Source organism: Paracoccus ravus (genome assembly GCF_004522175.1).
GTDB classification, from domain to species: domain Bacteria; phylum Pseudomonadota; class Alphaproteobacteria; order Rhodobacterales; family Rhodobacteraceae; genus Paracoccus; species Paracoccus ravus.
In genome coordinates, this window is the sequence record NZ_SDEB01000015.1 from 21,877 (window position 1) to 45,750 (window position 23,874).

The following is a 23,874-nucleotide window of genomic DNA, read 5'->3' on the forward strand; positions in this document are numbered from 1 at the left end:
GCGCCGCCGGGTTTCTGCTGCCTGCCTGAATGACCGACAAAGGACCGCCCGATGAGCGACGCCACGCCCGACTACCGCGATACCGTTTTCCTGCCCCAGACCGATTTCCCGATGCGCGCAGGCCTGCCGCAGCGCGAGCCCGAATGGCTCGACCGTTGGGAGCGCATGGGAATCTATGACCGCCTGCGCGCCAAGGAAGGCCGCAAGCCCTTCATCCTGCATGACGGCCCGCCCTATGCGAACGGGCATCTGCATATCGGCCACGCGCTGAACAAGGTGCTGAAGGACTTCATCACCCGCAGCCAGCAGATGATGGGCCGCGATGCGCGCTATGTCCCGGGCTGGGACTGCCACGGTCTGCCGATCGAATGGAAGATCGAGGAACAATACCGCCTGAAGCAGCAGAACAAGGACGACGTGGATGTCGTCGAGTTCCGTCAGGAATGCCGCAAATTCGCCGAGGGCTGGGTGGAAACTCAGCGCGAAGAATTCAAGCGCCTTGGCATCATTGGCAAATGGGAAGACCCCTACCTCACGATGAACTACCATGCCGAGGCGGTGATCGCGGCCGAGTTCATGAAGCTTCTGATGAACGGCAGCCTGTATCAGGGTTCCAAGCCCGTGATGTGGTCGCCGGTCGAAAAGACCGCTCTGGCCGAGGCCGAGGTCGAATATCACGACCATACCAGCCACACGATCTGGGTCCGCTTCGCGCCGCAAGCCGGTCTGGACGGGGCCTCGGTGGTGATCTGGACCACGACGCCTTGGACCATCCCGCAAAACCGCGCCGTCGCCTATAACCCGTCCATCGCTTACGGCCTTTACGAGGTCGTCGCCGCCGCCGAGAACGCGACCGCGAAACTGGGTGAGAAGCTGGTGCTGGCCGATGCGCTGGCCGAAGGCGTGATGAAATCCGCCAAGGTCGAGGAATTTACCCGTCTGCGCGACGTTCCGGCCTCGGAACTCGAAGGTGTGCTGCTGGCCCACCCCTTCCGTGGCGTCGAAAATGGCGCAGGTGAGTGGGACTATGACGTTCCCCTGCTGCCGGGCGACCATGTCACTGACGACGCGGGCACGGGCTTCGTCCACACCGCGCCGAGCCACGGCGATGACGACTATCAACTGGGCCTTAAATTCGGCCTGCCGATGACCTACAATGTCGAGCCGGATGGGACCTACCGCAAGGACCTGCCGATCTTTGGCGGTCAGGCGATCCTGACGCCCGAAGGCAAGGAAGGTCCGGTCAATGTCAGCGTCATCAAGCAACTGGCCTATTCCGGCGCGCTGCTCGCCAAGGGCAAGGTCAAGCACAGCTATCCGCATAGCTGGCGCTCGAAAGCGCCGCTGATCTATCGCAACACCCCGCAATGGTTCGCCGCCATCGACAAGGCACTGACCGACGGCATGGGCGAATATGGCGATACGATCCGCGCCCGCGCGCTGGCCTCGATCGACCGACTGGTGAAATGGACCCCGCAAACGGGCCGCAACCGCCTTTACTCGATGATCGAGAACCGCCCCGACTGGGTGCTGTCGCGCCAGCGCGCCTGGGGCGTGCCGCTGACCTGCTTCGTCAAGAAGGGCGCGCGCCCGGACGATGCCGACTTCCTGCTGCGTGACCAGCGCGTGAACGGCCGCATCATCGAAGCTTTCGAGAAAGACGGCGCAGATGTCTGGTATCACGCCGATTTCAAGGCGAAGATGCTGGAGGGCGTGGCCGATCCCGAGGCTTACGATCAGGTCATGGACGTGCTGGATGTCTGGTTCGATTCCGGCTCGACCCATGCTTTCGTGATCCGTGACCGCGCCGATGGCTCGCCCGACGGCATCGCGGACCTGTATCTGGAAGGCACCGACCAGCATCGCGGCTGGTTCCATTCCTCGCTCTTGCAAGCCTGCGCCACCAAGGGCCGCGCGCCCTACAAGGGCGTGCTGACCCACGGCTTCACGCTGGACGAAAAGGGCATGAAAATGTCCAAGTCGCTCGGCAATACCGTGGCCCCGGCGGACGTGATCAAGGAATATGGCGCGGATATCCTGCGCCTCTGGGTGGCACAGTCCGACTACACCACCGACCTGCGCATCGGCAAAGAGATCCTCAAGGGTACCGCCGACAGCTACCGCCGGTTGCGCAACACGCTGCGCTTCGTGCTGGGCAACCTTGACGGCTTCTCGGATGCCGAGCGCGTCGAAGTGGCCGAGATGCCCGAGCTGGAACAATGGGTCCTGCACCGTCTGGCGCAGATCGACCACCAGTTGCGCAAGGGTTACGACGCCTATGACTTCCAAGGCGTGTTCCAGACCGTGTTCCAATTCGCGACCGTGGACCTGTCGAGCTTCTATTTCGACATCCGCAAGGACGCGCTCTATTGCGATGCGCCTGACAGCCTGCGCCGCCGCGCGGCCCGCACGGTGCTGGACATCCTGTTCCAGCGCCTGGTGACCTGGCTCGCGCCGATCCTGCCCTTCACCATGGAAGATGTCTGGCTGAGCCGCTTCCCCTCGGACGAGGATTCGGTCCATCTGCACGACTTCCCGGTGACCCCGGCCGACTGGCTGAACGAGCCGCTGGCCCGGAAATGGGACGCGATCCGCCGCACCCGCCGTGCGGTGACTGCCGCGCTCGAGATCAAGCGCAGCGACAAGGTGATCGGCGCCAGCCTCGAGGCCGCCCCGGTCGTCCATGTCGAGGATGCCGATGTGCTGAAGGCACTGAAATCGGTCGATTTCGCCGATATCTGCATCACCTCGGATCTGAGCCTGACCGCCGACCCGGCCCCGAACGAGGCCTTCCGGCTGCCCGACGTGCCGGGCGTGGGCGTGGTCTTCGAACTCGCCGAGGGCGAGAAATGCGAGCGCTGCTGGAAGATCCTGCCCGATGTCGGCACGCATGACCACGCTGGCACCTGCGAGCGCTGCGACGACGCACTGAGTGGCGCAGAGCAAGACGCCTGAAAAGACAGGGCCGGGCAAATCGCCCGGCCCTTTTTCCTGGCCTCAGGCCTAGCGCTGCCAGAGGCCCATTTTCTTCAAGACATGCCGGGTGCGCGCCTCGTCGAGAGCCTGGCTGCGGTCGAAAAGCGGGCGGACCGTTTCGCGCCCCGTGCCTTGCAGCACCATCTCCTGAACCTGCGGCCATTCTGCGAGGATCGGCGCAAAGGCGGGCCGCGCCAGAATCGTCTCGACCGTCTGAAGCGCCGCCTCGGATTCGCGGGCATAAAGCAGCGATACGGTCCGGTAATGGCACGTCATGTCGCCATCCAGATCATCCAGCTCCGGCCCCGGACGACCGCCACCCAAGGCATGGATCACCAGCGGCAATGCGACCTGATCAAGCCAGGGATCCAGGCTCTGGCAGGCCAATGCCTCTCCCGGAGTTTCGCGGATGGCGAGGGCGTAATTCAGGAAGCGTTCCGCGAATATCTTGGGGTCCGGACCAAGAAACCAGCCCGCATTGAAATAGAGATACCGCTCCCAGTGCTCATCAGGCTGTTCAGTATCGAGCGAGCTTGCGAAATCCAGCCCGAAGCGATCATACAGCGATATCCAGATCTCGTCATAGCCCGGGCCATAAAGCGGCGGCTGCGGCCACGTTCCCGTCCGTCGCATCGAGGCCGTAGGGCGGGTGAAATCGATCTTCAACTGATCTATCGGACCGGTCACCACGGTATCGCTGTCGAAGAAGATGAACGGCGCGCCGGGCGGCAAAAGCTGCAATGCTTCGATCTTGTTGCCATAGGGATAGCTGCGCCCGAAATGGCGGGCAGCAAACGGCGTGATCTCGGCGCCATAGCTTTCGATCAGGCTGCGCTCCGCGGGCGAAAGGCGGGTCTGGGCACCCTTCCACACCCCCTCCTCCAGAGGTTCGGCGACGATCAGCCGACCTTTCCAATCCGGCGCATTCAGCCGCAGGCTGGCGCAAAACAGCGCGGCTTCAAAGGCCAGGCGGCCATGTTGCGCAATGACGAGGATATTGAAGGCGCGCTGGTCCTGGGCAGCAGGCGCGAAAGCGGCTTCACCGGGTTCCGTGGCGCGCTGCGCCTCGCGAGCGGCGCGCCGCTCCATTCTGCGGGCCTCGCGCTCTGCCTTGTTCCGCGTTTGCCGTTCGGCGCGCTCGGCGGCCTTGGCGGATTTTCGGTCTTGCGCGACAAGATCCTCGGGCTTCGGCTTGTTTTCCGGTTTGACCAAATCTGACACCCTTGGAAGTTCACATCAGCGCGGAGGAGCTGCCGAGCCACCACGCCTTGAACTGCAGCCTTTCACATTTCACGGCGAAATCAATGCGCTCAGCGGAAGAGAAACGACCAAGCACAATCAAGGCGATAGAAACTAAGTAAAATTTCTCGCGAACTAAGCGAAATCCTCACTAAAAGACCAAGTTCCCCGAGCCCCGATTTACGGGCAGGGTTTCCTTGGCCAGTTAGATAGTATTGTGTTCACGATTTCGGCCACGGCCGGGCAGCGATATGAGCGCTGCCCGGCCACGTTAACCTATATCCCTTGAAAACATGCTGTTTTCCATATCGCCGGTGAGATTCGGTGAATATTTCCGTGATATGGCGCGTATTTTTGTAGCAGGAGATTAATTTTTCGCCCGTTTTCGTTTTGAGCCGGGCAAAGCAGGAATTGCGCGCCCCCCGGCACCCGTGACCCGTGCCAAAGACCCGGCCATGTTCAACCATTGGCAGGTTCCGACTCAGGAGTGTTTCAAATGAGATCAAGCACGGTCCTGCCATTCATTCTGGCAAGCCTTGCCCTGCCTGCAATAGCGCAAGAGGCCTTTACCCCCGAAACCTTGACCACCGAATCCCGCATCGCCGAGGGACCCAACGTTCTGGTCATGGACCAGTCATGGAACGGTCCCAGCAAGATCGACGTCCTTTCCGCCGATGGCGAATTGAAGATGAAGGGCAATATCGGCCCCGGTACCACCGCCCAGATGGTCCTGAGCCGGGACGGCAAGACGCTTTACACGGCCTCGGTCTATATGGAGCGCTTCGTCTATGGCCCGCTCAAGGCGATCGTCCATGAATGGGATGTGGCCAGCCTGTCGCGCAAGCGCGAATTCGAGATCCCGGTCAAGCTTGCGCATGTCGAAAGCCAGCCCGGTCTTTTCGCGCTGACCGAGGACGAAACCTATCTTCTGGCCCAGAACGCGACGCCCGCGACCTCGGTTTCGGTGATCGATCTCGGGGCTGGCAAGGCCATTGCCGAGATCCCGACACCGGGCTGCTGGACGGCGATTCCCGCAGGCCCGATGAGTTTCACCACGATCTGCGGCGATGGCACGCTGGCGCGGCATGACTGGGCCGCGGATGGCAGTTTCACCGCGCCGAAGAAATCCGAAAAGATCTTCGACGCCGATGCGGATGCGCTTTTCGCCAACCCCGTGCGTGCCGAGGGCAGGCTGGTTTACCTCTCATTCAAGGGCAATCTCTATATCGTCGACGACAGCGGCGAGGCCCCCGTCCTGACCGAGACGCTGAACCTGACCGATGGCGTCCTTGGCAAATGGGGTCCCGGCGGCTCGGAGGCGCTGGCCTATAACCCCGCCACCGGCAAGCTCTTCATCCTGATGCATGCGGGGGCCAAGGAGGGCAGCCACAAGGACCCGGCCCGCGAGATCTGGACCTATGATCTCGCCGCGAAAAAGCTGGTCGGTCGGTCCGAGGCGCATCACGAGAACACGCTTGCGGTCAGCAAGGGCGAAAAGCCGGTGCTTTTCGCCGCCTCGGAAGAGGGCAATCTGACGCGTTACGACTATGCCGAAGAGGCAGGCGAGGTCTTCCTGACCAAGGCCGGCGAATTCGAGGGCCTGTCGAGCTTTCCCGCCCTGATCACCACGGATTTCTGATCCTTGCAGCCTTGCTCCGGGCGACTGCGCCCGGAGGCCATCGACATTGATCAACAGGAACGAAAATGTCTCGTTTTACCGACAAGATCTTCACTTTCATCGACAGGGCGGCCGAGGGCCGGATCCGCGACGCGGCGCGCGCGCATGGCAGGCGCAGCTTTCTGGCAAAGGCGGGGATCGCCATGCTGGGCGCGGCGGCGGCCACTCCCATCCTGCCTTTCGACCGCCGCGCGAATGCCGCGACGCCCCTGCCCGAGGATGATTGCGGCTATTGGAAACATTGCGCGCTGGACGGCAATCTTTGCTCGACCTCGGGCGGGTCTCTGACATCCTGCCCGCCCGGCTCCTCCGCTTCGGCAGTGTCCTGGGTCGGCACCTGCACCAATCCCGACGACAACAAGGATTACCTTGTCAGCTACAATGATTGCTGCGGCAAGCCTCAGGTGAATTCCGCCACGTTCTGCTACACCTCGAAGGGTGAGCGTCCGGGCTATCGGATGGGTCTCTATAACGACATCAACTGGTGCATGGCCAATCAGGACAAGGGCTATCACTGCACCGTCTCTGTCGTGGTCGGGATGGCTGAATGAGCCTTGCCGCCCGGCTAAGCCTTGTGACGGGCGCGGGCGTGACGCTTGGGGCGGCGCTGGCCGCCCCGGCCGAGGCATCCGAGGATCATGCGCGCAGGGACTATTTTTTGCATTGCGCGGGCTGCCATGGGCTGGACGGGATGGGAACCCGCGCCGGCGGCATGCCCGCCTTTCCCGGTTCCGTCGGCTTGATCGCCGCGGAAGATCTGGGGCGCGCCTATATGGCGAATGTCCCGGGCGTCATGGCCAATTCGCTGGACGATCACCGCATCGCCGGGGTGATGAATTACATCTTGCGGCAATGGGCCGACGAGACCGCGCGCCCCTTCGACGCGAATGAGATCGGCAGTCACCGCGCCGCGCGTGTCGGTGACATCGTCGCTATGCGCCGGGAACTGGCCGCAAGACTCGAGGGCCGGGGCAAGGCGATCGCCGAATATCCCTGGCCTTGATCGCGGGCCGGATGAGGCTCGTGATGCCGTGCTTTCGCATATGGCCTTGCCGTCTCGCAGGCGCAGGCAGCTCGTTGCGCCGTTCTGCGAACCGCGGACCGCGGTCAATGACGCATCCAAAGGTGATCGGCTGATCGCGGAAGGACAAGCGATGCTCGGCCCGCATCTGCCGCGTAACGACGACTGCGTGACGGGACATGCCATCCCCCTCGGCCGAGGCGGCAGCGGTCGGAAACCGTTGAGAACGGTCGCATGACCCGCGCCCCGGACCGACGCTTGGCCAAGGAACGGCCATGCGCTTCGGGCGCAGCCCCACGTTCGCGACGCCCTGCGCCCGTATCAGACGGCGACGCCCTGTCGCCCCGCCAGGTCGGTAAAGAACTGCCACGCCACCCGGCCCGAGCGCGATCCGCGCGTGGCTTGCCATTCGATCGCCTGAGCGCGCAGATCATCCTCTGCAATGTGGACACCATAGGCGTCGCAATAGCCCCGGACCATGGCCAGATAATCGTCCTGCGAACAGGGGTGAAAGCCCAGCCAAAGCCCGAACCTGTCCGAGAGCGAGACCTTTTCCTCGACCGCCTCGCCGGGATGGATCGCGGTCGAACGCTCATTGTCGATCATGTCGCGCGGCATCAGGTGGCGACGATTCGAGGTGGCGTAAAGCACCACATTGGCCGGTCGCCCCGAGATCCCGCCATCCAGAACCGCCTTGAGCGACTTATACTGGGTGTCGTCATGGCTAAAGGACAGGTCGTCGGAAAAGAGCAGGAAGCGCTTGTCCTGCGCCTTGCCCAGAAGCGAGAGCAGCCGCCCGACCGAGCCAAGATCCTCACGCGCGATCTCGACAAGGATCAGCGGCAGGCCCTGACGGACCGCCTCGGCATGGACCGCCTTGACGAGCGAGGATTTCCCCATCCCGCGCGAGCCCCAGAGCAGCGCGTTATTCGCCGCATGCCCGCGCGCGAATTGCAGCGTATTGGCCAGAAGCGTGTCGCGCGAGCGGTCTATGCCGATCAATTGCACCAGATCGACGCGATTGACCTCGGGAACCGGCACCAGCCGGTCGGGATCGGGCTGCCAGATATAGGCTGTGGCCTCGGTGAAGCTCGGCTCGGGCGCAGGCACAGGGGCCATGCGCTCGAGCGCCTCGGCGATACGGACCATCAGATTACTCGACATCGCCATCCTGCTCTTCCAGATCGCGTTTCTTCTCGATGCGGCGCACGAGCTGGATCGAGATCTCGTAGAGGCCGTAGATCACCGTGAAAAGCACCACCTGACTGACCACGTCGGGCGGAGTCACCACGGCGGCCAGCACAAGAATCGCCACGATCGCATAGCGGCGGACGCTGGCCAGCCCCTCGGACGAGACCAGCCCGGCCGTGCCCAGAAGCGTCAGCGCCACCGGCAATTGGAACGAGATGCCAAAGGCCAGGATGAATTTCGTCGTCAGCGCCAGATATTCGCTGACCGAGCCCTGAAACACGATCCCGGCCAGAGCGGGGTCGCCCTGCGCCGCATTCGGATCGTCGGGCAAGGACATCGGCCCCTGCTGGAAGCCCAGGAAGAAATCATAGGCCATCGGCAGGATGATGTAATAAGCAAAGGCCGCGCCCAGCAGGAACATCGCCGGAGAGGCGACCAGAAACGGCAGAAAAGCCGATCTTTCGCTGCGATAGAGCCCCGGCGCGACGAAACGCCAAAGCTGGTAGGCAATGATCGGAAAGGCCAGCATGAAGCCGCCCAGGAACGAGATCTGGATCGCGACGAAGAAGCCTTCCTGCAACTTCAAGAGGATCAGACCGCATTCCTGCCCCCGCCCTTCGAGTGCCTGGCAGATCGGGCGCGTCAGGAAGTTGTAGATCGGATTCCAGACCGTGTAGCTGATCACCATCGCCGCCACGAAGGCCAGAGCCGACCAGATGAGCCGCGTCCGCAGCTCGGCCAGATGTTCGATCAAAGGGGCGGAGGAATCCTCGATATCATCCGGCTTGGCAGATTTCGTCGCCACGCGGCAGCCTTTCCTGAAAATTCATTGATCCGAGCGCCGCACCGCATGCAGACGGCGCTTGCCCCCGGCCGTGTCGCCGGCGGAAGCATCGGCACTCTCGGACATCTCGGCGGCGACGGGATGCGCTGCCGCGACGCCGGGCGGCGTGGGCAGGTTGGATTCGTCGCGCGGCGGGGTCTCCGGGGTCGGCGCAGAAGCGGGTGGCGCAGCGGAACCCGTCTGCGCGAAACGCGAACCTGCGGGATAGGCCGGCTCGGCCGGGGCCGAAGGGTCGGGCTGGGCCGCGGGCTCAGCCGCCTGATCCTTGGGATTCAGCGGATCCCATTTCTCGAACCGCTCGGTCGCGCGTTCCAGCGCGTCAAGACCAAGCGACTTCTTGGAGGCCAGCGATTTCACGTCCCGGAGGGCCTGTCCGGCCTCGTCAAGACCCGAGGATTTCGCGGCATCCTCCATGGCATTGGTAAATTCTCGCGCCATGCTGCGGGCGCGCGCGGTCAGCCTTCCCAAGGTACGAAACAGCTTGGGAAGATCCTCGGGGCCGATGACGATCAGCGCAACAACGCCGATCAGCAGAAGCTCGCTCCAGCCGATATCCAGCATGGCGATACGCCGCGCGCCGGATCAGAGCTTGTTGTGATCGGCCGGCGTCACATCGCGCAGGGCCGCATCGGCATTCACGCGGGCGCGCTCGGCGTCCAGCTTGGCACGTTCGGCGGCCAGTTCGGCGCGGGCTTTGGCAAGCTCGTCACCCGGGCCGGTCTCAAGCGCCGCTGCTTCGGCTTTCTCTTCTTCCGAACCGTCCTTGACGCCCTTTTTGAAGGCGGTGATTCCCTTGCCGACCTCGCCCATCAGGGACGACACCTTGCCGCGACCAAAAAGCACCAGCAGGACCACCGCGATGAGGAGAAGGCCCGGCAGGCCGATATTGTTCAGCATTTATTGACTCCCTTGTCGGTCAGACCGACCTTGATGTGATCATGTCTAGCCCCCCGATCAAGGCAATGCAAAGCCGAAACGCGGATGTGAACGCGGGAAGCGCGTTGTGCGGGCCTGCGCGCGCCGGGCCGATGGCATTCCCCGTTGGATCGCGCCGTGATATGGCACTCTCATGGACATGACCCAGACCATCAGCGCCTTTGTCACATTGTTCGTCGTGATCGACCCGATCGGTCTGGCGCCGATCTTCATCGCGCTGACCCGCGACATGGACCCGCAGCGCCGCCGCAGGATCGGCTGGCGCGCATTGGCGATCGCGGCGGCGCTTCTCACGCTCTTCGGACTGGCCGGAGAGGCGATCCTCAGCGGCATCGGTATCTCGCTTCCGGCCTTTCGCATCGCGGGCGGAATACTCTTGCTGCTGACCGCGCTCGACATGCTCTTCGAGCGCCGCACGGAACGGCGCGAGGGCAAGGCCAAGGACGAAACCGCCGAGGACCATCACGACGACCCTTCGGTCTTTCCGCTGGCGACACCGCTTCTGGCCGGGCCGGGCGCGCTGGCGACGATGATCCTCTTGGTGAACCAGGATCCGGGCACGGCGCATACGCTGATGATCCATGGCGTGATGCTGGTGGTCCTGGGCATCGTCGCGGTGCTTTTCGCGCTGGCCAGCCCGATCGCGCATCTGCTGGGCCGGACCGGAACCATGGTGGTGACGCGGCTTTTCGGAATGCTCCTCGCCGCGCTGTCGATCCAGTTCGTGATCGACGGGCTGAAAGGATCCGGGCTGGTCTGAAATGGACGATCTGGGCCGCCTGACCTATCTGGTTCTGCTGCTGATCGCCATCGGAGGTTTCCTGCTGATCGAATTGCGCGCCCAGCCCGGGCGTGCCCTGCGCCTTGCCGCCGCCTGGGCGATGATCTTCCTGGGGGTGGTCGCGGTCGCCGGCATGTGGGGCGATATCCGCAGGACGCTGATCCCGGATGCGCGCATGGCCGGCTCGAACCGGATCGAGGTTCCTCTGGGGGATGACGGACATTTTCACCTGACCGCCCAGGTCAACGGGGCGAATGTGCGCTTCATCGTCGATACCGGGGCCTCGACCATCGCACTTTCAGAGCGCGACGCCCGGCGCGTCGGAATCGATCCGGATCAACTGGGCTTCATCGGTCAGGCCCGCACCGCCAATGGCATGATCGACACGGCCACCGTCACGCTGGAACAGGTCCGCATCGGCGCGTTCGAGGACAGCAATGTTCAGGCGCTGGTGTTACGCTCGAACCTGGACCTGTCGCTTCTGGGCATGTCCTACCTGTCGCGCTTTGCCCGCGTCAGCATCGAGGGCGAGTTGCTGATCCTGGAACGCTAAAGCAGGCTGCGGCGCATGGGCCACATACCCTGCTGCCTTGAGGTCGTTCCAGCATTCCTCCTCGGAGCAGAGATCGCAGGTCCGCGCCGCGCCGTCGATGCCCCTTGGCGTGCCCTGTCGGGCAAGACGCAACGCGGAAGCTCCGTATCTCAAGAGTGTCAGATACGAGGTCGATGAGGCCTTGGCCGCAGGGCATGGATCCGGAGGTCAGGGCTGTTATCGTCTTGACGTTTGTCCTGTCGATAGAAGCCAACCGTTCCAGAGCGCTGGCCGCGAAAGGCCGCGTCTCGCGCTCTTTGGGTTGGAGGCGCGGCCTCCACGTCCATGCAGCAAGGCGACAGGGACCGCGTAGCAATTCCGACAGCGGCGGCGCGACCTCTCGATACGCCAGCCTTGCGGCCATGCGGCGGCGTGTCATGTCCATGATCCGAGGCCAGTTCATCCAGAGCACGGGCAGGGATCCGACGGCATTTTCGATGCCCGTTGGCGTCCATCCGCATCAGACGGGGCCGGATTGTCAGTTTATGCGCGATGGCAAAGCGGCGCTCCCCGGCGCAGAGCCGGTTGCACTCGGCATCCAGAGCATGCAGCGCGAGGTTGAGGACGACCCTGTCTTGCGCAGCGGATGGCGCGCCGGGAAGCGCTTCTCCAGATCGGCATAGTGAACGGCGACCCCGTCACGTTATCCGATCCACCCACCATGCATCAGGCTCCTCGATCGGCATCGAGGCAGGCGTTTTTCAGCGGTCGGCTAAAGCTTTCTCTCCCAGCGCCCATCCGCTTCGGACCAATATTCCATCTCGGCGCCCTCGGCCTTGAGGTCGCGCCACTGGCCCCGCGCCCGCTCCAGTGCCTCGGGATCATTGCCGTCGAAAATGACGCAAACCCGCTCGAGCGCCGCGCATTCGGCGGCGCTGATCCCCGCCCCCTCCAACGTGACGAGGCAAAGCGGCGCGTTCTGCGCCGCTTGCCCCTCGACGGTCAGCAGGATGGGCTGGCGCGCATCATGCGCGCCGCCCGCCAGACCATGCGGCAGGAAACCCTCATCCTGCCACAGCATCTCGTCCAGCGCGGCCAGCCGCGCAGGGTCCCTGCCCCGCAGTTCGACCCGCCAGCCCGCCTGCAGGCTCTTGCCCAGAAGCGTGGGCAAGAGTTGGCCGGGACCCGAGCGGGTCAGGTGGTAGAACAGGGCCGAGCCCATCAGTCGGCGGCCTCGAAACGGTCGCGCACCAGCCGGTTCAATGCCATGACGCCCCAGCCGGTGGCGCCCTTGGGGGCGAGATCGGTCGCGCCGGGCGGCAATGCCACGCCGGCGATATCGAGATGGATCCAGGGCACGTCCTTTTTCACGAAGCGATGCAGGAACTGCGCCGCCGTGACCGAACCCGCGGGGCGACCGCCGGTATTCTTGATATCGGCGAGGCGGGAATTGATCAGCTCGTCATAGCCCGGCGACAAAGGCAAGCGCCACGCCCCCTCGCCCTCGGCCTTGGCGGCGGCGAGGAACTGATTGGCAAAACCGTCGTCATTGGCGAAGACCCCGGCATTCTCATGGCCAAGCGCGATGATGACCGCGCCGGTCAGCGTAGCGAGGTCGATCATGGCTTTGGGCTGGAAGCGCTCTTGCGCGTACCACAGCACATCGGCCAGCACGAGGCGGCCTTCGGCATCGGTATTGATGACCTCGATCGTGTCGCCCTTCATCGATTTCACGATATCGCCGGGACGCTGGGCCTTGCCGTCGGGCATGTTCTCGACCAGCCCGACCAGACCCACGACATTGGCCTTGGCGCGACGCAGCGCCAGGGTGCGCATGACGCCCGCGACCACGCCCGCGCCGCCCATATCCATGGTCATCTCTTCCATGCCCGCCGAAGGCTTGATCGAGATGCCGCCGGTATCGAACACCACGCCCTTGCCGACCAGCGCGAGCGGCGCCTCGTCGCCGCCGCCGTTCCAGCGCATCACGACAACCTTCGAGGGGCTTTCCGAACCCTGGCCCACGGCCAGCAGCGCCCGCATCCCGAGCTTGGCGAGTTCGTCTTCGTCGAGCACCTCGACCTCGAGGCCCAGTTCCTGCATCGCCAGCAGGCGGTCGGCGAAATCGCTGGTGGTCAGCACATTGGCCGGCTCGTTCACCAGATCGCGGGTGAAGAACACCCCCTCGGCGAGGGCAGCGCCATCGGTGGCCTTGTGGGCCAGCGCCTCGGGATCCTTGTGCATGAAGGTGACGCGACCCTTGGCCGCTTCGGGCTCGGCGGCCTCGCTCTCATCCGCCTTGCGGCTCTTATAGGCCGAGAAATCATAGGCCCTCAGCGCGAGGCCCAGCGCGACCTCGGCGGCGCGGGGATGATCGCCCGCGACCACGACGGCCTCGGACTTGCCCAGACGCGCGCCGATCGCGGCCCCGGCCTTGCGCGCGACGGCAGGATCGGCGCGCCGCGGCAAGAGCACCAGTTGCAGCGCCTCGGCCGCCATCGCCGCCGGGAAGGCGAGTTCCAGCGCCTGACCCGGTTTCATCCCCTTCCACGCATCCGAGGCCAGAGCCCGCAAAGCGGCTTCGCGGGCCGGGCGCGGCAAGCCGCCCGGCAGGCGGCCGCCTTCGGGCACCAGAATGGCGATCCGTCCCTTGCGCCCGGCAAGCGCGGCGTTCTCGTTTGAGACAAAAGAGATTTCGACCGGATGGGTCATTGCCCTGCTCCTCGTTTTTGATCCGTTGAGCGGAAACTAGTCGCCGATCCCCCGCTTGACCAGAGGCGGGGCTTTCGCAAAGCCACGCCAAAGGCTAAGCAATTCCGAAACACCACGCCAAAAGGCCACCATGCCCCGGATCGATCGCTACATCATGTCGCAATTCCTGACGCTGTTCGGGTTCTTTGCGCTGGTGCTGGTCTCGGTCTATTGGATCAACCGGGCGGTCTCGCTCTTCGAGCAACTGATCTCGGATGGGCAGACCGCGCTGGTCGTGCTGGAATTCACCGCGCTGACGCTGCCCTTGGTCATCTCGGTCGTGCTGCCCATCGCGGCCTTTGTCGCGACCGCCTTCGGGACCAACCGGCTGGCGGGCGAATCCGAACTGGCCGCCATGCAGGCCGCCGGCATGTCGCCGTGGCGGCTGGCGAGGCCAGTCCTGTATTTCGGCGTGATCGTCGGGGTGATGGTCGCGGTTCTGGTGCATTCCCTCGTGCCGCTTGCCCGCGCACGCATGGCCGACCGTCAGGCTGAGATCGCGCAGAACGTCACCGCGCAATTCCTGCGCGCCGGGTCGTTCCAATATCCCGTCAAGGGCGTGACGCTTTATATCCGCAATATCGCCGAGGATGGGCGGCTCGAGGATTTCTTTCTCGAGGATGCGCGCAATCCCGCGAACCAGACCACTTATACCGCGACCGAGGCGCTGGTCATCCGCACCGATGCCGGGCCGCGCCTTGTCCTGATGCGCGGCATGGCACAGAACCTGCGCCTGACCGATGGCCGCCAGCAGCTTTCGATCACGCGTTTCGACGAGCTGGCCTATGACCTTGGAAGCCTGGCCGGGGGCGAAAGCGCGCGCAGGCGTGATCTGCGCGCCTATCCGACCGGCAGGCTTCTGAAGCCGGACGAGGAGCTTCTTTCCCTGACCGGAGCCAGCCGCGACAAGGCCCTGGCCGAGGCACATGGGCGCATTGCCAAGCCGCTTCAGGCCCCGGTCGCCGCGATGTTGGGCTTCGCCATGCTGCTTCTGGGCGGGTTCAGCCGTTTCGGGGTCTGGCGTCAGGTGGTCTGGGCGGTGCTGGCGCTGATCCTCGTCCAATTTCTGGGCACGGCGGCCGAAAATCAGGTCGCGCAGGATGCCGGACGCTGGCCGCTGATGTATCTGCCCGCGGCGATCGGAGGCGGGATCTGCCTCGTTATCCTGTGGCTCGCCGCCCGCGCCCGCCGGCCCCGGCCGCCCTCTGCCGCAGGAGCCGCGCCATGATCCTGTCCCGCTATGTCGCGAACCGTTTCCTGCGCATGTTTCTGCTGGTGGCGATCATCTTCGCCGCGATCCTGTTCCTGATCGACATTGTCGAGCAGATCCGCCGCTTCTCGGAAGAGAATATCGGCCTTGGCGGGGCGGCGGGGCTTTCGGCCCTGAATATCCTGCCGAACTTCTACTCGATCCTGCCGCTGATCACCATTCTGGCCGCGATCGCGCTGTTCATCGGCCTGTCGCGCAGTTCCGAACTGGTGGCGATCCGCGCTTCGGGGCGATCGGGGTTGCGGGTGCTGGCCGCGCCGGCGGTGACCGCCGCCCTTGTCGGCATCCTTGCCGTGGCGGTGCTGAACCCGATGGTCGCGGCCACGACCGAACGCTATGACGATGCGGTGACGCGACTGCGCAGCGATGGCGGGCAATCCGTCAGCCTGGGCGAAAGCGGCGTCTGGCTGCGGCAGGCTTTGCGCAGCCGCGCGCCGGACGGGACCGAAATCAGCGGACAGGTGGTGATCCGGGCCAGCCGCGCCAGCCCGGACGCCACCACGCTTTACGACGCCACCTTCATGATCTTTGCCCCGGGCCAGGGCCCGACCCGCCGCATCGACGCGGCCGAGGCGCGCCTGGCGCAGGGGTCATGGCAGCTGGCCAAGGTCAAGGAATGGCCGCTGACCGACCCCAATCCCGAGGCGACCGCGCGACAAAGCGACAGCCTGGACCTGCCGACCGATCTGACCGCCGCGCGCATCCGCGACAGTTTCGGCCGCCCCGAGGCGATCCCGGTCTGGCAATTGCCCGCCTTTATCCGCGGGCTCGAGCGCGCGGGCTTTTCGGCGCAGCGCCACAAGGTCTGGCTGCAGATGGAACTGGCCCTGCCGCTGCTGATGGCGGCGATGGTCGCGATCGCCGCGGCCTTTACCATGCGCCATCTGCGCGGCCGCAAGATGGGCGCTCTGGTGCTGGGTGCATTTGGCTGCGGGGTCGCGCTGTTCTTTCTGCGCAACCTCGCGCAGGTTCTGGGCGATAATGGCCAGATCCCCCCGTTTCTGGCGGGCTGGACCCCGCCCATCGTCGCCCTTCTCTTCGCCTTGGGCGCGCTCTTGCGACTGGAGGATGGCTGATGGCCATTTACATCGGCACCCGCTTGCCGCACTGCCGCCGCTGGACGGGCCTCATGGCAGCCTGTTTCGCGCTTGCCCCGGTGAGCCTCGCCGCGCAAAGCCTCACGCCCGAAGGCCAGACGCTGCCCGTCTATGGCCAGAGCGGGTTCTTCACCGGATCGGGCGCGGGTCCCGCGCTTGCGCCCACCGAGGATTCCGATGGCCGGCAGCGCTATGCCGATGGAACCGAAGCCCCCGCCGCGCCCATGGTCGCTCGCCCGCAAAGGGTCACGATCTCTCCGGGCGCTCCGGCCCAGCCCGAAAACAGCCCGGCGACGGTTCTGGCCGATTCCGTGACGCTTGACGGCGATGAGCGGCTGACCGCCTCGGGCGGGGTGGTGATCTGGCATCGCGGCGCGCGGCTCGTGGCTTCGCGGGTGATCTATGACAACCGGACCGGGGGCGCGGTGATCGAAGGACCGATCCATCTGACCCAGCCGGACCGCCGCGGCACGCAGGACGAAACCATCGTGATCGCGGAGTCCGCCCAATTGGACGCGAACATGCAGGATGGCATCATTCGCGGCGCGCGCCTCGTGCTGGCGCGCGAATTGCAGATGGCCTCCCATGAGATGCGCCGCACACAGAACGGCCGCATCACCACGCTGGACAATGTCGTGGCGTCCAGCTGCCAGATCTGCGCCTCGGATCCGATTCCGCTATGGGAGATCCGTGCCCGTCGCATCACCCATGACGCCGAAACCCGGATGCTGCATCTGGACCAGCCGCAGTTTCGTGCGCTTGGCCTGCCGCTGTTCAGCCTGCCCTATCTGACGGCGCCCGACCCCACCGTCGAGCGCAAGACCGGGTTTCTGCAGCCCAAGTTCCGGACCACTTCGGGGCTGGGTTTCGGCATCAAGCTGCCCTATTTCGTGACCCTCGGCCCCCATGCCGACCTGACGCTGACGCCCTATGTCGCCGCCAGCCGGACCGCCACGATGGAATTGCGCTATCGGCAGGCCTTTTCGAATGGCGAGATGGAATGGAACGGCGCGGTCAGCAGCGACGATATTGAGCCGGACCAGCTGCGCGGCTATCTCTTTGGTGCGGCGCGATTCGAATTGCCGCGCGGCTACCAGCTTGGGCTTCAGGTCCAGATGGCCAAGGACCGCGCCTATCTGCTGGATTACGACATATCGGATGCCGACCGGCTGTGGAGCGGCGTGACTCTGGACCGCGTGCGCCGCGACCGGATGATGACGGCTCGGATCGGCAATTACGAATCTTTGCGCGACGACGAGCCGGCCGATATCACGCCCTCGCTGGTGGCCGATGCGCTGTGGCTCAGGCGGTGGGAGCCAGCCTATCTGGGCGGGATCGCCAGCCTCGAATGGTCGGTCCACGCGCATCGGCGCTCGTCGAGCGAGGACATCCTGGGCAGGGACATGGCGCGCGGCTCGGTCGCGATGGGCTGGCACCGCAGCGAGATCCTGCCCGCTGGGTTCATCGGCGCGGTGGATGCGACGCTTGATGCGGATCTCTATCGGATCAACCAGGACAGCCGCTATGACGATCTCGTGGCGCGGGCCGATCCCACGCTTGCGGCCGAGCTGCGCTGGCCGCTTGCCCGCCATGCCGGGGGCGTGACCCAGATCATCGAGCCGGTCGCCCAGATCATCTGGTCGCCCGAGCGCGACAGCGAGGACGAGGTTCCGAACGAGGACAGCCGCCTGATCGAATTCGACGAGGGCAACCTGTTCTCGCTCGACCGTTTTCCGGGCTGGGATGCCGGCGAGTCCGGGCTGCGCGCCAATCTGGGGGTAAGCTGGACGCGGATGGACCCGGCGGGCTGGCAATTCGGCCTGACCGCAGGCCGGGTGCTGCGCTCGCAGCCCGACCCGGCTTTTGACGGGACCGGTCCTCTGGGTGGCAAGAGCTCGGACTGGCTGCTGTCGGCGACCTATGCCGATGTCAGCGGTCTGGCGCTGGTGAACCGGGCGCTGTTCGACGACAGCCTGTCGCTGAGCCGCAACGAGACGCGGCTGGGCTGGCTGAAGCCGGGGTTGCAGATCTCGGCCGGCTATCTGTGGCTGGATTCGGACCTGCGCGAGGACCGCCCAGAGGATGTCTCGGAACTGACCGCAGTCGCCGGCTGGCAAATCCGCGACGGCTGGTGGGCCAGCGCCGAGACGCGCTATGATTTCACCGCCGACAATGCCCAAAAGGCCGAGCTTGGGCTTGAATATCGCAACGAATGCCTCACGGTCGAAATGTCGGTGGAACGGCGCTTTACCGATTCCGAGACGCTGCGCGAGGATACCAGTTTCGACCTTGGCATCCGGCTGGGCGGCTTCGGGCGGCAGCAATCGCATTCGGGAACGGTGGCGCGCCGCGCCTGCCTGCGATAAGGTCCGGCAAAATGACGCGGCGGGGGATCTGATGCGGCGAATTCTTCTGGGAGCGGCTTTGGTCGCAATTCTGGCCGGAACAGGGAACGTGGCGGGCCTCGTCGCCCCTCAGGCCATGGCGCAGGGCGCGGGCGGGTTGTTCCGCCCCGTCGTCTATGTGAACGACTCGGCCGTCACCGCCTATGAGATCGACCAACGCCTGCGTTTCATGCAGATGCTGCGCGCTCCCAATGCCGATCGCGCTTCTGTCGAAAAGATCCTGATTGACGATCGCCTCAAGAGCTTTGCCGCCCGACAGGCCGGGATCACGGCGAGCGAAGAGCAGATCGGCGCGGGGCTCGAGGAATTTGCCGCGCGCGGCGGGCTGAGCGTCGAGGAATTCACCCAGCTTCTGGGCCGGAACGGCATTGATCGCCAGACCTTCGAGGATTTTGTCGCTTCGGGCATCGAATGGCGTGAATTCGTGCGCGCCCGCGTGGTCGGCATGGTCGCGGTCAGCGATGCCGAGGTCGACCAGCAGATGCAGGACATTATCGAGACCCCCGAGATCACCCATGTCTCGTTGTCGGAACTGATCATTCCCGCCCCGCCCGGCCAAGAGGGCGAGGCCATGGCGCTGGCCGAACGGATCGTCGCGCAAACCGCGAGTGAGGCCGATTTCGCGGCTTTCGCGCGGCAATATTCCGCGACCCCCAGCGGCCAACAGGGTGGCAGGCTGCCGATGATGCCGCTGGCGAACCTGCCGCCGACGCTGCGCCCGGTCCTGCTGCAGATGACGCCGGGCCAGGTCAGCCAGCCCTTTGCCGTCGAGGGGGCGGTCGTGCTGTTCTTCCTGCGCGACACGCGTGGGACGTTGCGCCCCGGCGCGACCGAGCAGCAGCTTGACTTCATGCGGGTCCGGCTGGCCTCTGCCGAGGAAGCCGCGCGCCTCGCGACCGATCTGGACAATTGCGACATGCTCGAGGTCCGGACCGGCAATCTGCCGCTGGCGCAGGTGCAGCGCCAGACCCTGTCGCAGGGGCAGATCCCCTCGGGCGAGGCGCTCCGGCTGGCATCCCTCGACGAGAACGAGACGGCGATCCTCAGTCTGGGCGGGGCGACCACCTTGCTGATGCTGTGCAAACGCAGCCCCGCGCTGCTCGCCAATGCGCCCGAGGCACCGGTTGCGACCAGCCCCGACGATCCGCCGCGGCCCGCCGATGCACTGCCCATCAGAAGCGATGTCCGCGATCAGATCTTCAACGGCAAGATTGCCGCCGCAGCCGAGAACTATCTGGCGGATTTGCGCGCCAACGCCATCATCCGGCGGCCCTGACCGGCCGGTTCTTCCGGACCCGGATTTTCTGGACAAGAATGAACATGCCCGAGATGCGACCGATCATCCTGACCTGCGGCGAGCCTGCGGGCGTCGGGCCCGAACTGGCACCGAAGGCGCTGGCCTCGAGCGTGCCTTTCGTGTTCATGGGCGACCCGCGTCACCTGCCCGAGGGCACGGCATGGGCCGAGGTCGCCTCGCTCGACGCCCCGCTTCCGCAAGGCGTGCTGCCGGTGCTGCGCCACGACTTCCCTGCCCCCGCCATTCCGGGCCGCCCCGATCCGGCCAATGGGGCGGCAGTCATCGAGGTCATCGCTCGGGCGGTGGGCCTTGCCTTGTCGGGCGAGGCAGCGGGCATCTGCACCTTGCCGATCAACAAGGAGGCGCTGAAGACCGGGGCGGGCTTCGCCTTTCCGGGCCATACGGAATATCTCGCGCATCTCGCGGGCGACGTGCCCGTTGTGATGATGCTCGCCTCGACCACCGTCGAACCGCCCTGCCGGGTGGTTCCCGTCACCATTCATATCGGACTGGCCGATGTGCCCCGTGCCTTCACGCCCGAAGCGCTGGAACAGGCCATACGCATCACCGATGCCGCAATGCGCCGCGATTTCGGCATTGCCGCGCCGCGTCTGGCGGTCGCTGGCATCAACCCTCATGCGGGCGAAAACGGTGTCATGGGCCGCGAGGAACTCGACTGGATCGCGCCCTTGCTGGCGCGGCTCAGGACCGAGGGCTTCGACCTGACAGGCCCCCTGCCCGCCGATACGATGTTCCATGCGCCTGCGCGGGCGCGTTATGATGCGGCGCTTTGCGCCTATCACGATCAGGCCTTGATCCCGATCAAGACTTTGGATTTCTCGGGCGGGGTGAATGTCACGCTGGGTCTGCCTTTCGTGCGCACCTCTCCCGATCACGGAACGGCCTTTGACATTGCCGGCAAGGGGTTGGCCGATGCGGCCAGCGTGATTGCCGCGCTGCGGATGGCCCATGACATGGCGGAGAAAAGATGAGCGCGATCGACGGATTGCCCCCCCTGCGCGAGGTGATCGCGCGGCATGATTTGCAGGCCAAGAAACAGCTTGGCCAGAATTTCCTGCTGGACCTGAACCTGACCGCCAAGATCGCGCGGGCAGCGGGCGACCTGACCGGCTGCGACGTGATCGAGGTCGGTCCCGGCCCCGGCGGCTTGACCCGCGGGTTGCTGGCCGAGGGTGCGCGTCATGTGCTGGCCATCGAGAAGGATGCCCGCGCCCTGCCCGCTCTGGCCGAGATCTCGGATTTCTATCCGGGGCGGCTGAATGTCATCAATGGCGATGCGCTGGAGATCGACCCGCTTGCGCATCTGACGCCGCCGATCCGCATTGTCGCGAACCTGCCCTATAATGTTGGCACGGAACTGCTGGTCCGCTGGCTGACGCCCAGGGAATGGCCGCCCTTCTGGCAGTCGCTGACGCTGATGTTCCAGAAGGAAGTGGCCGAGCGCATCGTCGCCAAACCGGGCGGCAAGGCCTATGGCCGTCTGGCGGTGCTGGCGCAATGGCGCTCGGACGCGAAGATTGTCATGACCTTGCCGCCAGAAGCGTTTGTTCCTGCGCCCAAGATCCATTCTGCGGTGGTGCATCTGACCGCCTTGCCCGAGCCGCGCTATCCCGCCGATCCGGCAGTGCTGAACCGCGTCGTCGCGGCAGGCTTCAACCAGCGGCGCAAGATGCTGCGCGCCTCGCTCAAGGGTCTGCACCCGGCGATGGAAGATCTGCTGCTGGAGGCGGGGATTGCGCCAACGGCGCGGGCCGAGGAAATCGGCCTTGAGCAATTCTGCGCGCTGGCGCGGGGTCTGGCCGCCGCGCCGCGCTGAATTCAGGGTCTCGGGCTTATTCGCCCGAGGCCTTTTCGGTCGGAGCCTTGGCTGCCGGCTCGGCGGCATCGCCGGCCTCTGCGGCAGGCTTGCGGCGGGTCCGCGTGCTCGTGGTCCCGGTCGTGCTGCGCGGCGCGCGACGGCGCGGTGCCGGTGCGGCCGCAGCCTCGGCGGCGGGAGCCGCAGGATCTTCGGCAACCGGCGCGGCAGGGGCCGCTTCTTCGCTCGCGGGAACCGGGGCCGGCGCTTCCGCGACGACATCCGGCTTGGCAGCCGTTTCAGGCTTTTCGGCGCTTTCCGGCGTCTCGACCGGACCGGCGGATTCCTCGGCAGAGATCACCGGAGGCAGGCCCGTTTCCTCGGCCGTGCGGCGATCGGCGGCGGGGCTGCGCTCGTCACGACGCTCGTCACGACGGTCATCGCGGCGTTCCTCACGCCGGTCGTCGCGCCGTTCCTCACGCCGGTCATCGCGGCGGTTGTCGCGGCGATCATCGCGGCGATCATCGCGGCGGGCCTCGTCACGACGTTCGTCACGCCGCTCTTCGCTACGCTCGGAACGGTGGCTCTGCCCATTGCCATTGCCGTTGAAGTGACCGTTCTGCACCTGGCCATTCTCGCCCGGAGCGGCCTCGTCGCGGTCGTCCTCGCGCGGGCCGTTCTGATGCGGCTGGCGTTGCTCGGCCTGCTCGCGCTGCGCCTCACCCAGCATGCGGGTGTAGTGCTCGGCATGCTGCAGAAAGCTTTGTTCGGCCACACGGTCGTTCGACAATTGGGCGTCGCGGGCAAGTGTCAGATATTTCTCGATGATCTGTTGCGGCGTACCGCGCACCTTGCCCTCGGGACCCGAGGAATCGAAAACGCGGTTGACGATATTCCCCAGCGTGCGCTGGCGGTTCGACTTGTTACGCGAACGGGATTTGGATGATCTCATCAGCTTGTTGTCAATTCGTGGTCCGGCCCATGCCGGCTCAGGTTGGGGTCATTTCTTGTAGCGGGTGCCAGTTTCCAGGAGCGGCCCAAGGCCCTGATCCTGCTTTACCAGTTTGAGGCTGAGTTACTGACCCGTGCGTGGGCGCTACGCCCCCGTCACAAGTGCCACTAAGCATCCCACAACGGTGGTGACAAGCAGAAATTTCGCTTTCCGATGTGTTTTAGGCAATTAAGCGCCCTGCACGCCCGGTCGGCGGCCCAGAACGACGCGGTCGCGCCCGCCAAGGTCCTGTCGGATCGCCACATCGACCAGTCCCGCCGCATCCAGCAGCGCCGCCACCGCGGCCCCTTGCGTGAAGCCGATCTCGACCATGAGCCAGCCTCCCGGATTGAGATGGTCTTGGACGCCCGCGCAGATTGCGCGATAGGCGGACAAGCCATCGCCATGGTCGGTCAAGGCAAGCCAGGGTTCCCAGTCACGCACTTCCGGAGACAGGTCCGGCATTTCACCAAGCGCGATATAGGGCGGATTGGACAGGATCAGGTCAAAGCGCCCGGTCACTGCGTCATACCAGTTCGAAACGACGAGTTCCGGCCTGACCCCGATCATCTGGGCATTTCCCCGCGCGACATCAAGTGCCGCCGATGAGAGATCAGCACCCACGCCGAAGGCCTGCGGGCGCTCGGCCAAAACCGAGATCAGGATCGCGCCGGTGCCCGTCCCGAGGTCAAGAACAGATCCAAACGGCACCGACAAGGCCAGTTCGACCAGCAGCTCGGTTTCGGGTCTTGGGTCCAGCGTGTCCCGCGTGACGCGGAAATCGTGCTTCCAGAAGGATCGGAACCCGATGATCTGGCTGACCGGCTGACGCCCGGCGCGGGCCGAGATCATGTCGGCATAGCAGGCGGCAACCGCGTCCGAGGCCGGGGCTGCGAGGTGATCGCGCAGGGCATGACGCGGCGGGACACTGCCCGAGATGCGACCGATCGCGTGCAGGAAAAGGATCTGCGCATCCGCGCGCGCCGAAATGACCCCGGCGGCAGAGAGCCGCGCCTCGGCCTCGCGGCACAGATCCTGGCCGGTCAGGC

General features: G+C 65.1%; 20 protein-coding genes and 1 pseudogene. 12 read left to right on the forward strand and 9 right to left on the reverse strand.

The annotated features are described in order from the left end of the window. The first annotated feature begins 51 nt into the window (after positions 1–51). Positions 52–2,955, forward strand: a complete 2,904-nt coding sequence (ileS, locus tag ESZ60_RS12940; protein WP_134681154.1) for an isoleucine--tRNA ligase — start codon at positions 52–54, stop codon at positions 2,953–2,955. Positions 2,956–3,003: 48 nt separating this feature from the next. Here the strand turns inward: ileS and ESZ60_RS12945 are convergent, their stop codons facing one another. Then, positions 3,004–4,188: a hypothetical protein gene (locus tag ESZ60_RS12945; RefSeq protein WP_134681155.1), complete on the reverse strand. Its 1,185-nt coding sequence runs from the start codon at positions 4,186–4,188 to the stop codon at positions 3,004–3,006. A gap of 523 nt (positions 4,189–4,711) precedes the next feature. Between ESZ60_RS12945 and ESZ60_RS12950 the strand changes: the two genes are divergently transcribed. The 3 genes from ESZ60_RS12950 (at position 4,712) to ESZ60_RS12960 (ending at position 6,896) form a co-directional block, all read left to right on the forward strand. After that, positions 4,712–5,854, forward strand: coding sequence for an amine dehydrogenase large subunit (locus ESZ60_RS12950; RefSeq protein WP_134681156.1), 1,143 nt, complete (start codon positions 4,712–4,714; stop codon positions 5,852–5,854). Positions 5,855–5,919: 65 nt separating this feature from the next. Beyond that, the gene (locus ESZ60_RS12955) at positions 5,920–6,444 is read left to right on the forward strand and encodes a methylamine dehydrogenase light chain (RefSeq protein ID WP_134681157.1); all 525 of its coding nucleotides are present in this window, start codon (positions 5,920–5,922) and stop codon (positions 6,442–6,444) included. Further along, a complete protein-coding gene (locus ESZ60_RS12960) occupies positions 6,441–6,896 on the forward strand; it encodes a cytochrome c family protein (RefSeq protein ID WP_134681158.1) in 456 nt (151 codons plus the stop codon). Before ESZ60_RS12955 ends, ESZ60_RS12960 begins: the two co-directional genes overlap by 4 nt. Before the next feature lie 339 nt (positions 6,897–7,235). Here ESZ60_RS12960 and ESZ60_RS12965 read toward each other — a convergent pair whose 3' ends face one another. The 4 genes and pseudogenes from ESZ60_RS12965 to ESZ60_RS21860 form a co-directional block, all read right to left on the reverse strand. Continuing rightward, positions 7,236–8,078: an ATP-binding protein gene (locus ESZ60_RS12965; RefSeq protein WP_134681159.1), complete on the reverse strand. Its 843-nt coding sequence runs from the start codon at positions 8,076–8,078 to the stop codon at positions 7,236–7,238. Next, the gene (tatC, locus tag ESZ60_RS12970) at positions 8,068–8,910 is read right to left on the reverse strand and encodes a twin-arginine translocase subunit TatC (RefSeq protein ID WP_134681160.1); all 843 of its coding nucleotides are present in this window, start codon (positions 8,908–8,910) and stop codon (positions 8,068–8,070) included. Before tatC ends, ESZ60_RS12965 begins: the two co-directional genes overlap by 11 nt. A 21-nt stretch (positions 8,911–8,931) precedes the next feature. Beyond that, a complete protein-coding gene (tatB, locus tag ESZ60_RS12975; RefSeq protein ID WP_134681161.1) occupies positions 8,932–9,510 on the reverse strand; it encodes a Sec-independent protein translocase protein TatB in 579 nt (192 codons plus the stop codon). Positions 9,511–9,672: 162 nt separating this feature from the next. After that, a pseudogene (locus ESZ60_RS21860) lies at positions 9,673–9,846 on the reverse strand (twin-arginine translocase TatA/TatE family subunit); the annotation flags it as partial. 172 nt (positions 9,847–10,018) lie between these two features. On the opposite strand from ESZ60_RS21860, the gene ESZ60_RS12985 reads away from it, so the two are divergent. Both ESZ60_RS12985 and ESZ60_RS12990 read left to right on the forward strand, forming a co-directional pair. Beyond that, positions 10,019–10,645 (forward strand): MarC family protein, encoded by a 627-nt coding sequence (locus ESZ60_RS12985; RefSeq protein WP_134681163.1) that lies wholly within the window; start codon positions 10,019–10,021, stop codon positions 10,643–10,645. Position 10,646: 1 nt separating this feature from the next. Further along, complete coding sequence (locus ESZ60_RS12990; RefSeq protein WP_134681164.1) at positions 10,647–11,219, forward strand: retropepsin-like aspartic protease family protein; 573 nt, start codon at positions 10,647–10,649, stop codon at positions 11,217–11,219. A 751-nt stretch (positions 11,220–11,970) separates the two neighbouring features. On the opposite strand, the gene ESZ60_RS12995 is transcribed toward ESZ60_RS12990, so the two are convergent. Beyond that, the gene (locus tag ESZ60_RS12995; RefSeq protein ID WP_134681165.1) at positions 11,971–12,420 is read right to left on the reverse strand and encodes a DNA polymerase III subunit chi; all 450 of its coding nucleotides are present in this window, start codon (positions 12,418–12,420) and stop codon (positions 11,971–11,973) included. Then, positions 12,420–13,910: a leucyl aminopeptidase gene (locus ESZ60_RS13000; protein ID WP_134681166.1), complete on the reverse strand. Its 1,491-nt coding sequence runs from the start codon at positions 13,908–13,910 to the stop codon at positions 12,420–12,422. The genes ESZ60_RS12995 and ESZ60_RS13000 overlap by 1 nt, the downstream gene beginning before the upstream one ends. A 130-nt stretch (positions 13,911–14,040) precedes the next feature. Here ESZ60_RS13000 and lptF point away from each other — a divergent pair, with 130 nt between their 5' ends. From lptF to rsmA, 6 genes are read left to right on the forward strand one after another with little or no spacing between them, the layout of a single operon-like run. After that, positions 14,041–15,177 (forward strand): LPS export ABC transporter permease LptF, encoded by a 1,137-nt coding sequence (gene lptF / locus ESZ60_RS13005; RefSeq protein WP_134681167.1) that lies wholly within the window; start codon positions 14,041–14,043, stop codon positions 15,175–15,177. Beyond that, positions 15,174–16,295 (forward strand): LPS export ABC transporter permease LptG, encoded by a 1,122-nt coding sequence (gene lptG, locus ESZ60_RS13010; RefSeq protein ID WP_134681168.1) that lies wholly within the window; start codon positions 15,174–15,176, stop codon positions 16,293–16,295. The genes lptF and lptG overlap by 4 nt, the downstream gene beginning before the upstream one ends. Then, on the forward strand, positions 16,295–18,682 hold the full coding sequence (locus ESZ60_RS13015; protein WP_245155690.1) for an LPS-assembly protein LptD: 2,388 nt from the start codon (positions 16,295–16,297) through the stop codon (positions 18,680–18,682). The genes lptG and ESZ60_RS13015 overlap by 1 nt, the downstream gene beginning before the upstream one ends. Positions 18,683–18,713: 31 nt before the next feature. After that, entirely contained in the window at positions 18,714–19,997 is a 1,284-nt protein-coding gene (locus tag ESZ60_RS13020; RefSeq protein ID WP_134681169.1) for a peptidylprolyl isomerase, read from the forward strand. Positions 19,998–20,041: 44 nt separating this feature from the next. Further along, positions 20,042–21,010, forward strand: a complete 969-nt coding sequence (gene pdxA / locus ESZ60_RS13025; protein ID WP_134681170.1) for a 4-hydroxythreonine-4-phosphate dehydrogenase PdxA — start codon at positions 20,042–20,044, stop codon at positions 21,008–21,010. Next, complete coding sequence (gene rsmA, locus ESZ60_RS13030; RefSeq protein WP_134681171.1) at positions 21,007–21,855, forward strand: 16S rRNA (adenine(1518)-N(6)/adenine(1519)-N(6))-dimethyltransferase RsmA; 849 nt, start codon at positions 21,007–21,009, stop codon at positions 21,853–21,855. The genes pdxA and rsmA overlap by 4 nt, the downstream gene beginning before the upstream one ends. Positions 21,856–21,871: 16 nt before the next feature. Here the strand turns inward: rsmA and ESZ60_RS13035 are convergent, their stop codons facing one another. Then, positions 21,872–22,786, reverse strand: coding sequence for a DUF4167 domain-containing protein (locus ESZ60_RS13035; RefSeq protein WP_134681172.1), 915 nt, complete (start codon positions 22,784–22,786; stop codon positions 21,872–21,874). A gap of 228 nt (positions 22,787–23,014) precedes the next feature. Further along, entirely contained in the window at positions 23,015–23,872 is an 858-nt protein-coding gene (prmC, locus tag ESZ60_RS13040; RefSeq protein WP_425331323.1) for a peptide chain release factor N(5)-glutamine methyltransferase, read from the reverse strand. Positions 23,873–23,874: the final 2 nt, after the last annotated feature.

Coding starts and splice junctions, on each gene's coding strand:
- ESZ60_RS12995 (WP_134681165.1), bottom strand. CDS start 12,420: ATGGGCTCGGCCCTGTTCTACCACCTGACCCGCTCGGGTCCCGGCCAA.
- lptF (WP_134681167.1), top strand. CDS start 14,041: ATGCCCCGGATCGATCGCTACATCATGTCGCAATTCCTGACGCTGTTC.
- ESZ60_RS12955 (WP_134681157.1), top strand. CDS start 5,920: ATGTCTCGTTTTACCGACAAGATCTTCACTTTCATCGACAGGGCGGCC.
- ESZ60_RS13035 (WP_134681172.1), bottom strand. CDS start 22,786: ATGAGATCATCCAAATCCCGTTCGCGTAACAAGTCGAACCGCCAGCGC.
- ESZ60_RS12985 (WP_134681163.1), top strand. CDS start 10,019: ATGGACATGACCCAGACCATCAGCGCCTTTGTCACATTGTTCGTCGTG.
- rsmA (WP_134681171.1), top strand. CDS start 21,007: ATGAGCGCGATCGACGGATTGCCCCCCCTGCGCGAGGTGATCGCGCGG.
- ESZ60_RS13015 (WP_245155690.1), top strand. CDS start 16,295: ATGGCCATTTACATCGGCACCCGCTTGCCGCACTGCCGCCGCTGGACG.
- ESZ60_RS12960 (WP_134681158.1), top strand. CDS start 6,441: ATGAGCCTTGCCGCCCGGCTAAGCCTTGTGACGGGCGCGGGCGTGACG.
- ESZ60_RS13000 (WP_134681166.1), bottom strand. CDS start 13,910: ATGACCCATCCGGTCGAAATCTCTTTTGTCTCAAACGAGAACGCCGCG.
- ESZ60_RS12990 (WP_134681164.1), top strand. CDS start 10,647: ATGGACGATCTGGGCCGCCTGACCTATCTGGTTCTGCTGCTGATCGCC.
- ESZ60_RS12965 (WP_134681159.1), bottom strand. CDS start 8,078: ATGTCGAGTAATCTGATGGTCCGTATCGCCGAGGCGCTCGAGCGCATG.
- ileS (WP_134681154.1), top strand. CDS start 52: ATGAGCGACGCCACGCCCGACTACCGCGATACCGTTTTCCTGCCCCAG.
- pdxA (WP_134681170.1), top strand. CDS start 20,042: ATGCCCGAGATGCGACCGATCATCCTGACCTGCGGCGAGCCTGCGGGC.
- ESZ60_RS13020 (WP_134681169.1), top strand. CDS start 18,714: ATGCGGCGAATTCTTCTGGGAGCGGCTTTGGTCGCAATTCTGGCCGGA.
- ESZ60_RS12950 (WP_134681156.1), top strand. CDS start 4,712: ATGAGATCAAGCACGGTCCTGCCATTCATTCTGGCAAGCCTTGCCCTG.
- tatB (WP_134681161.1), bottom strand. CDS start 9,510: ATGCTGGATATCGGCTGGAGCGAGCTTCTGCTGATCGGCGTTGTTGCG.
- lptG (WP_134681168.1), top strand. CDS start 15,174: ATGATCCTGTCCCGCTATGTCGCGAACCGTTTCCTGCGCATGTTTCTG.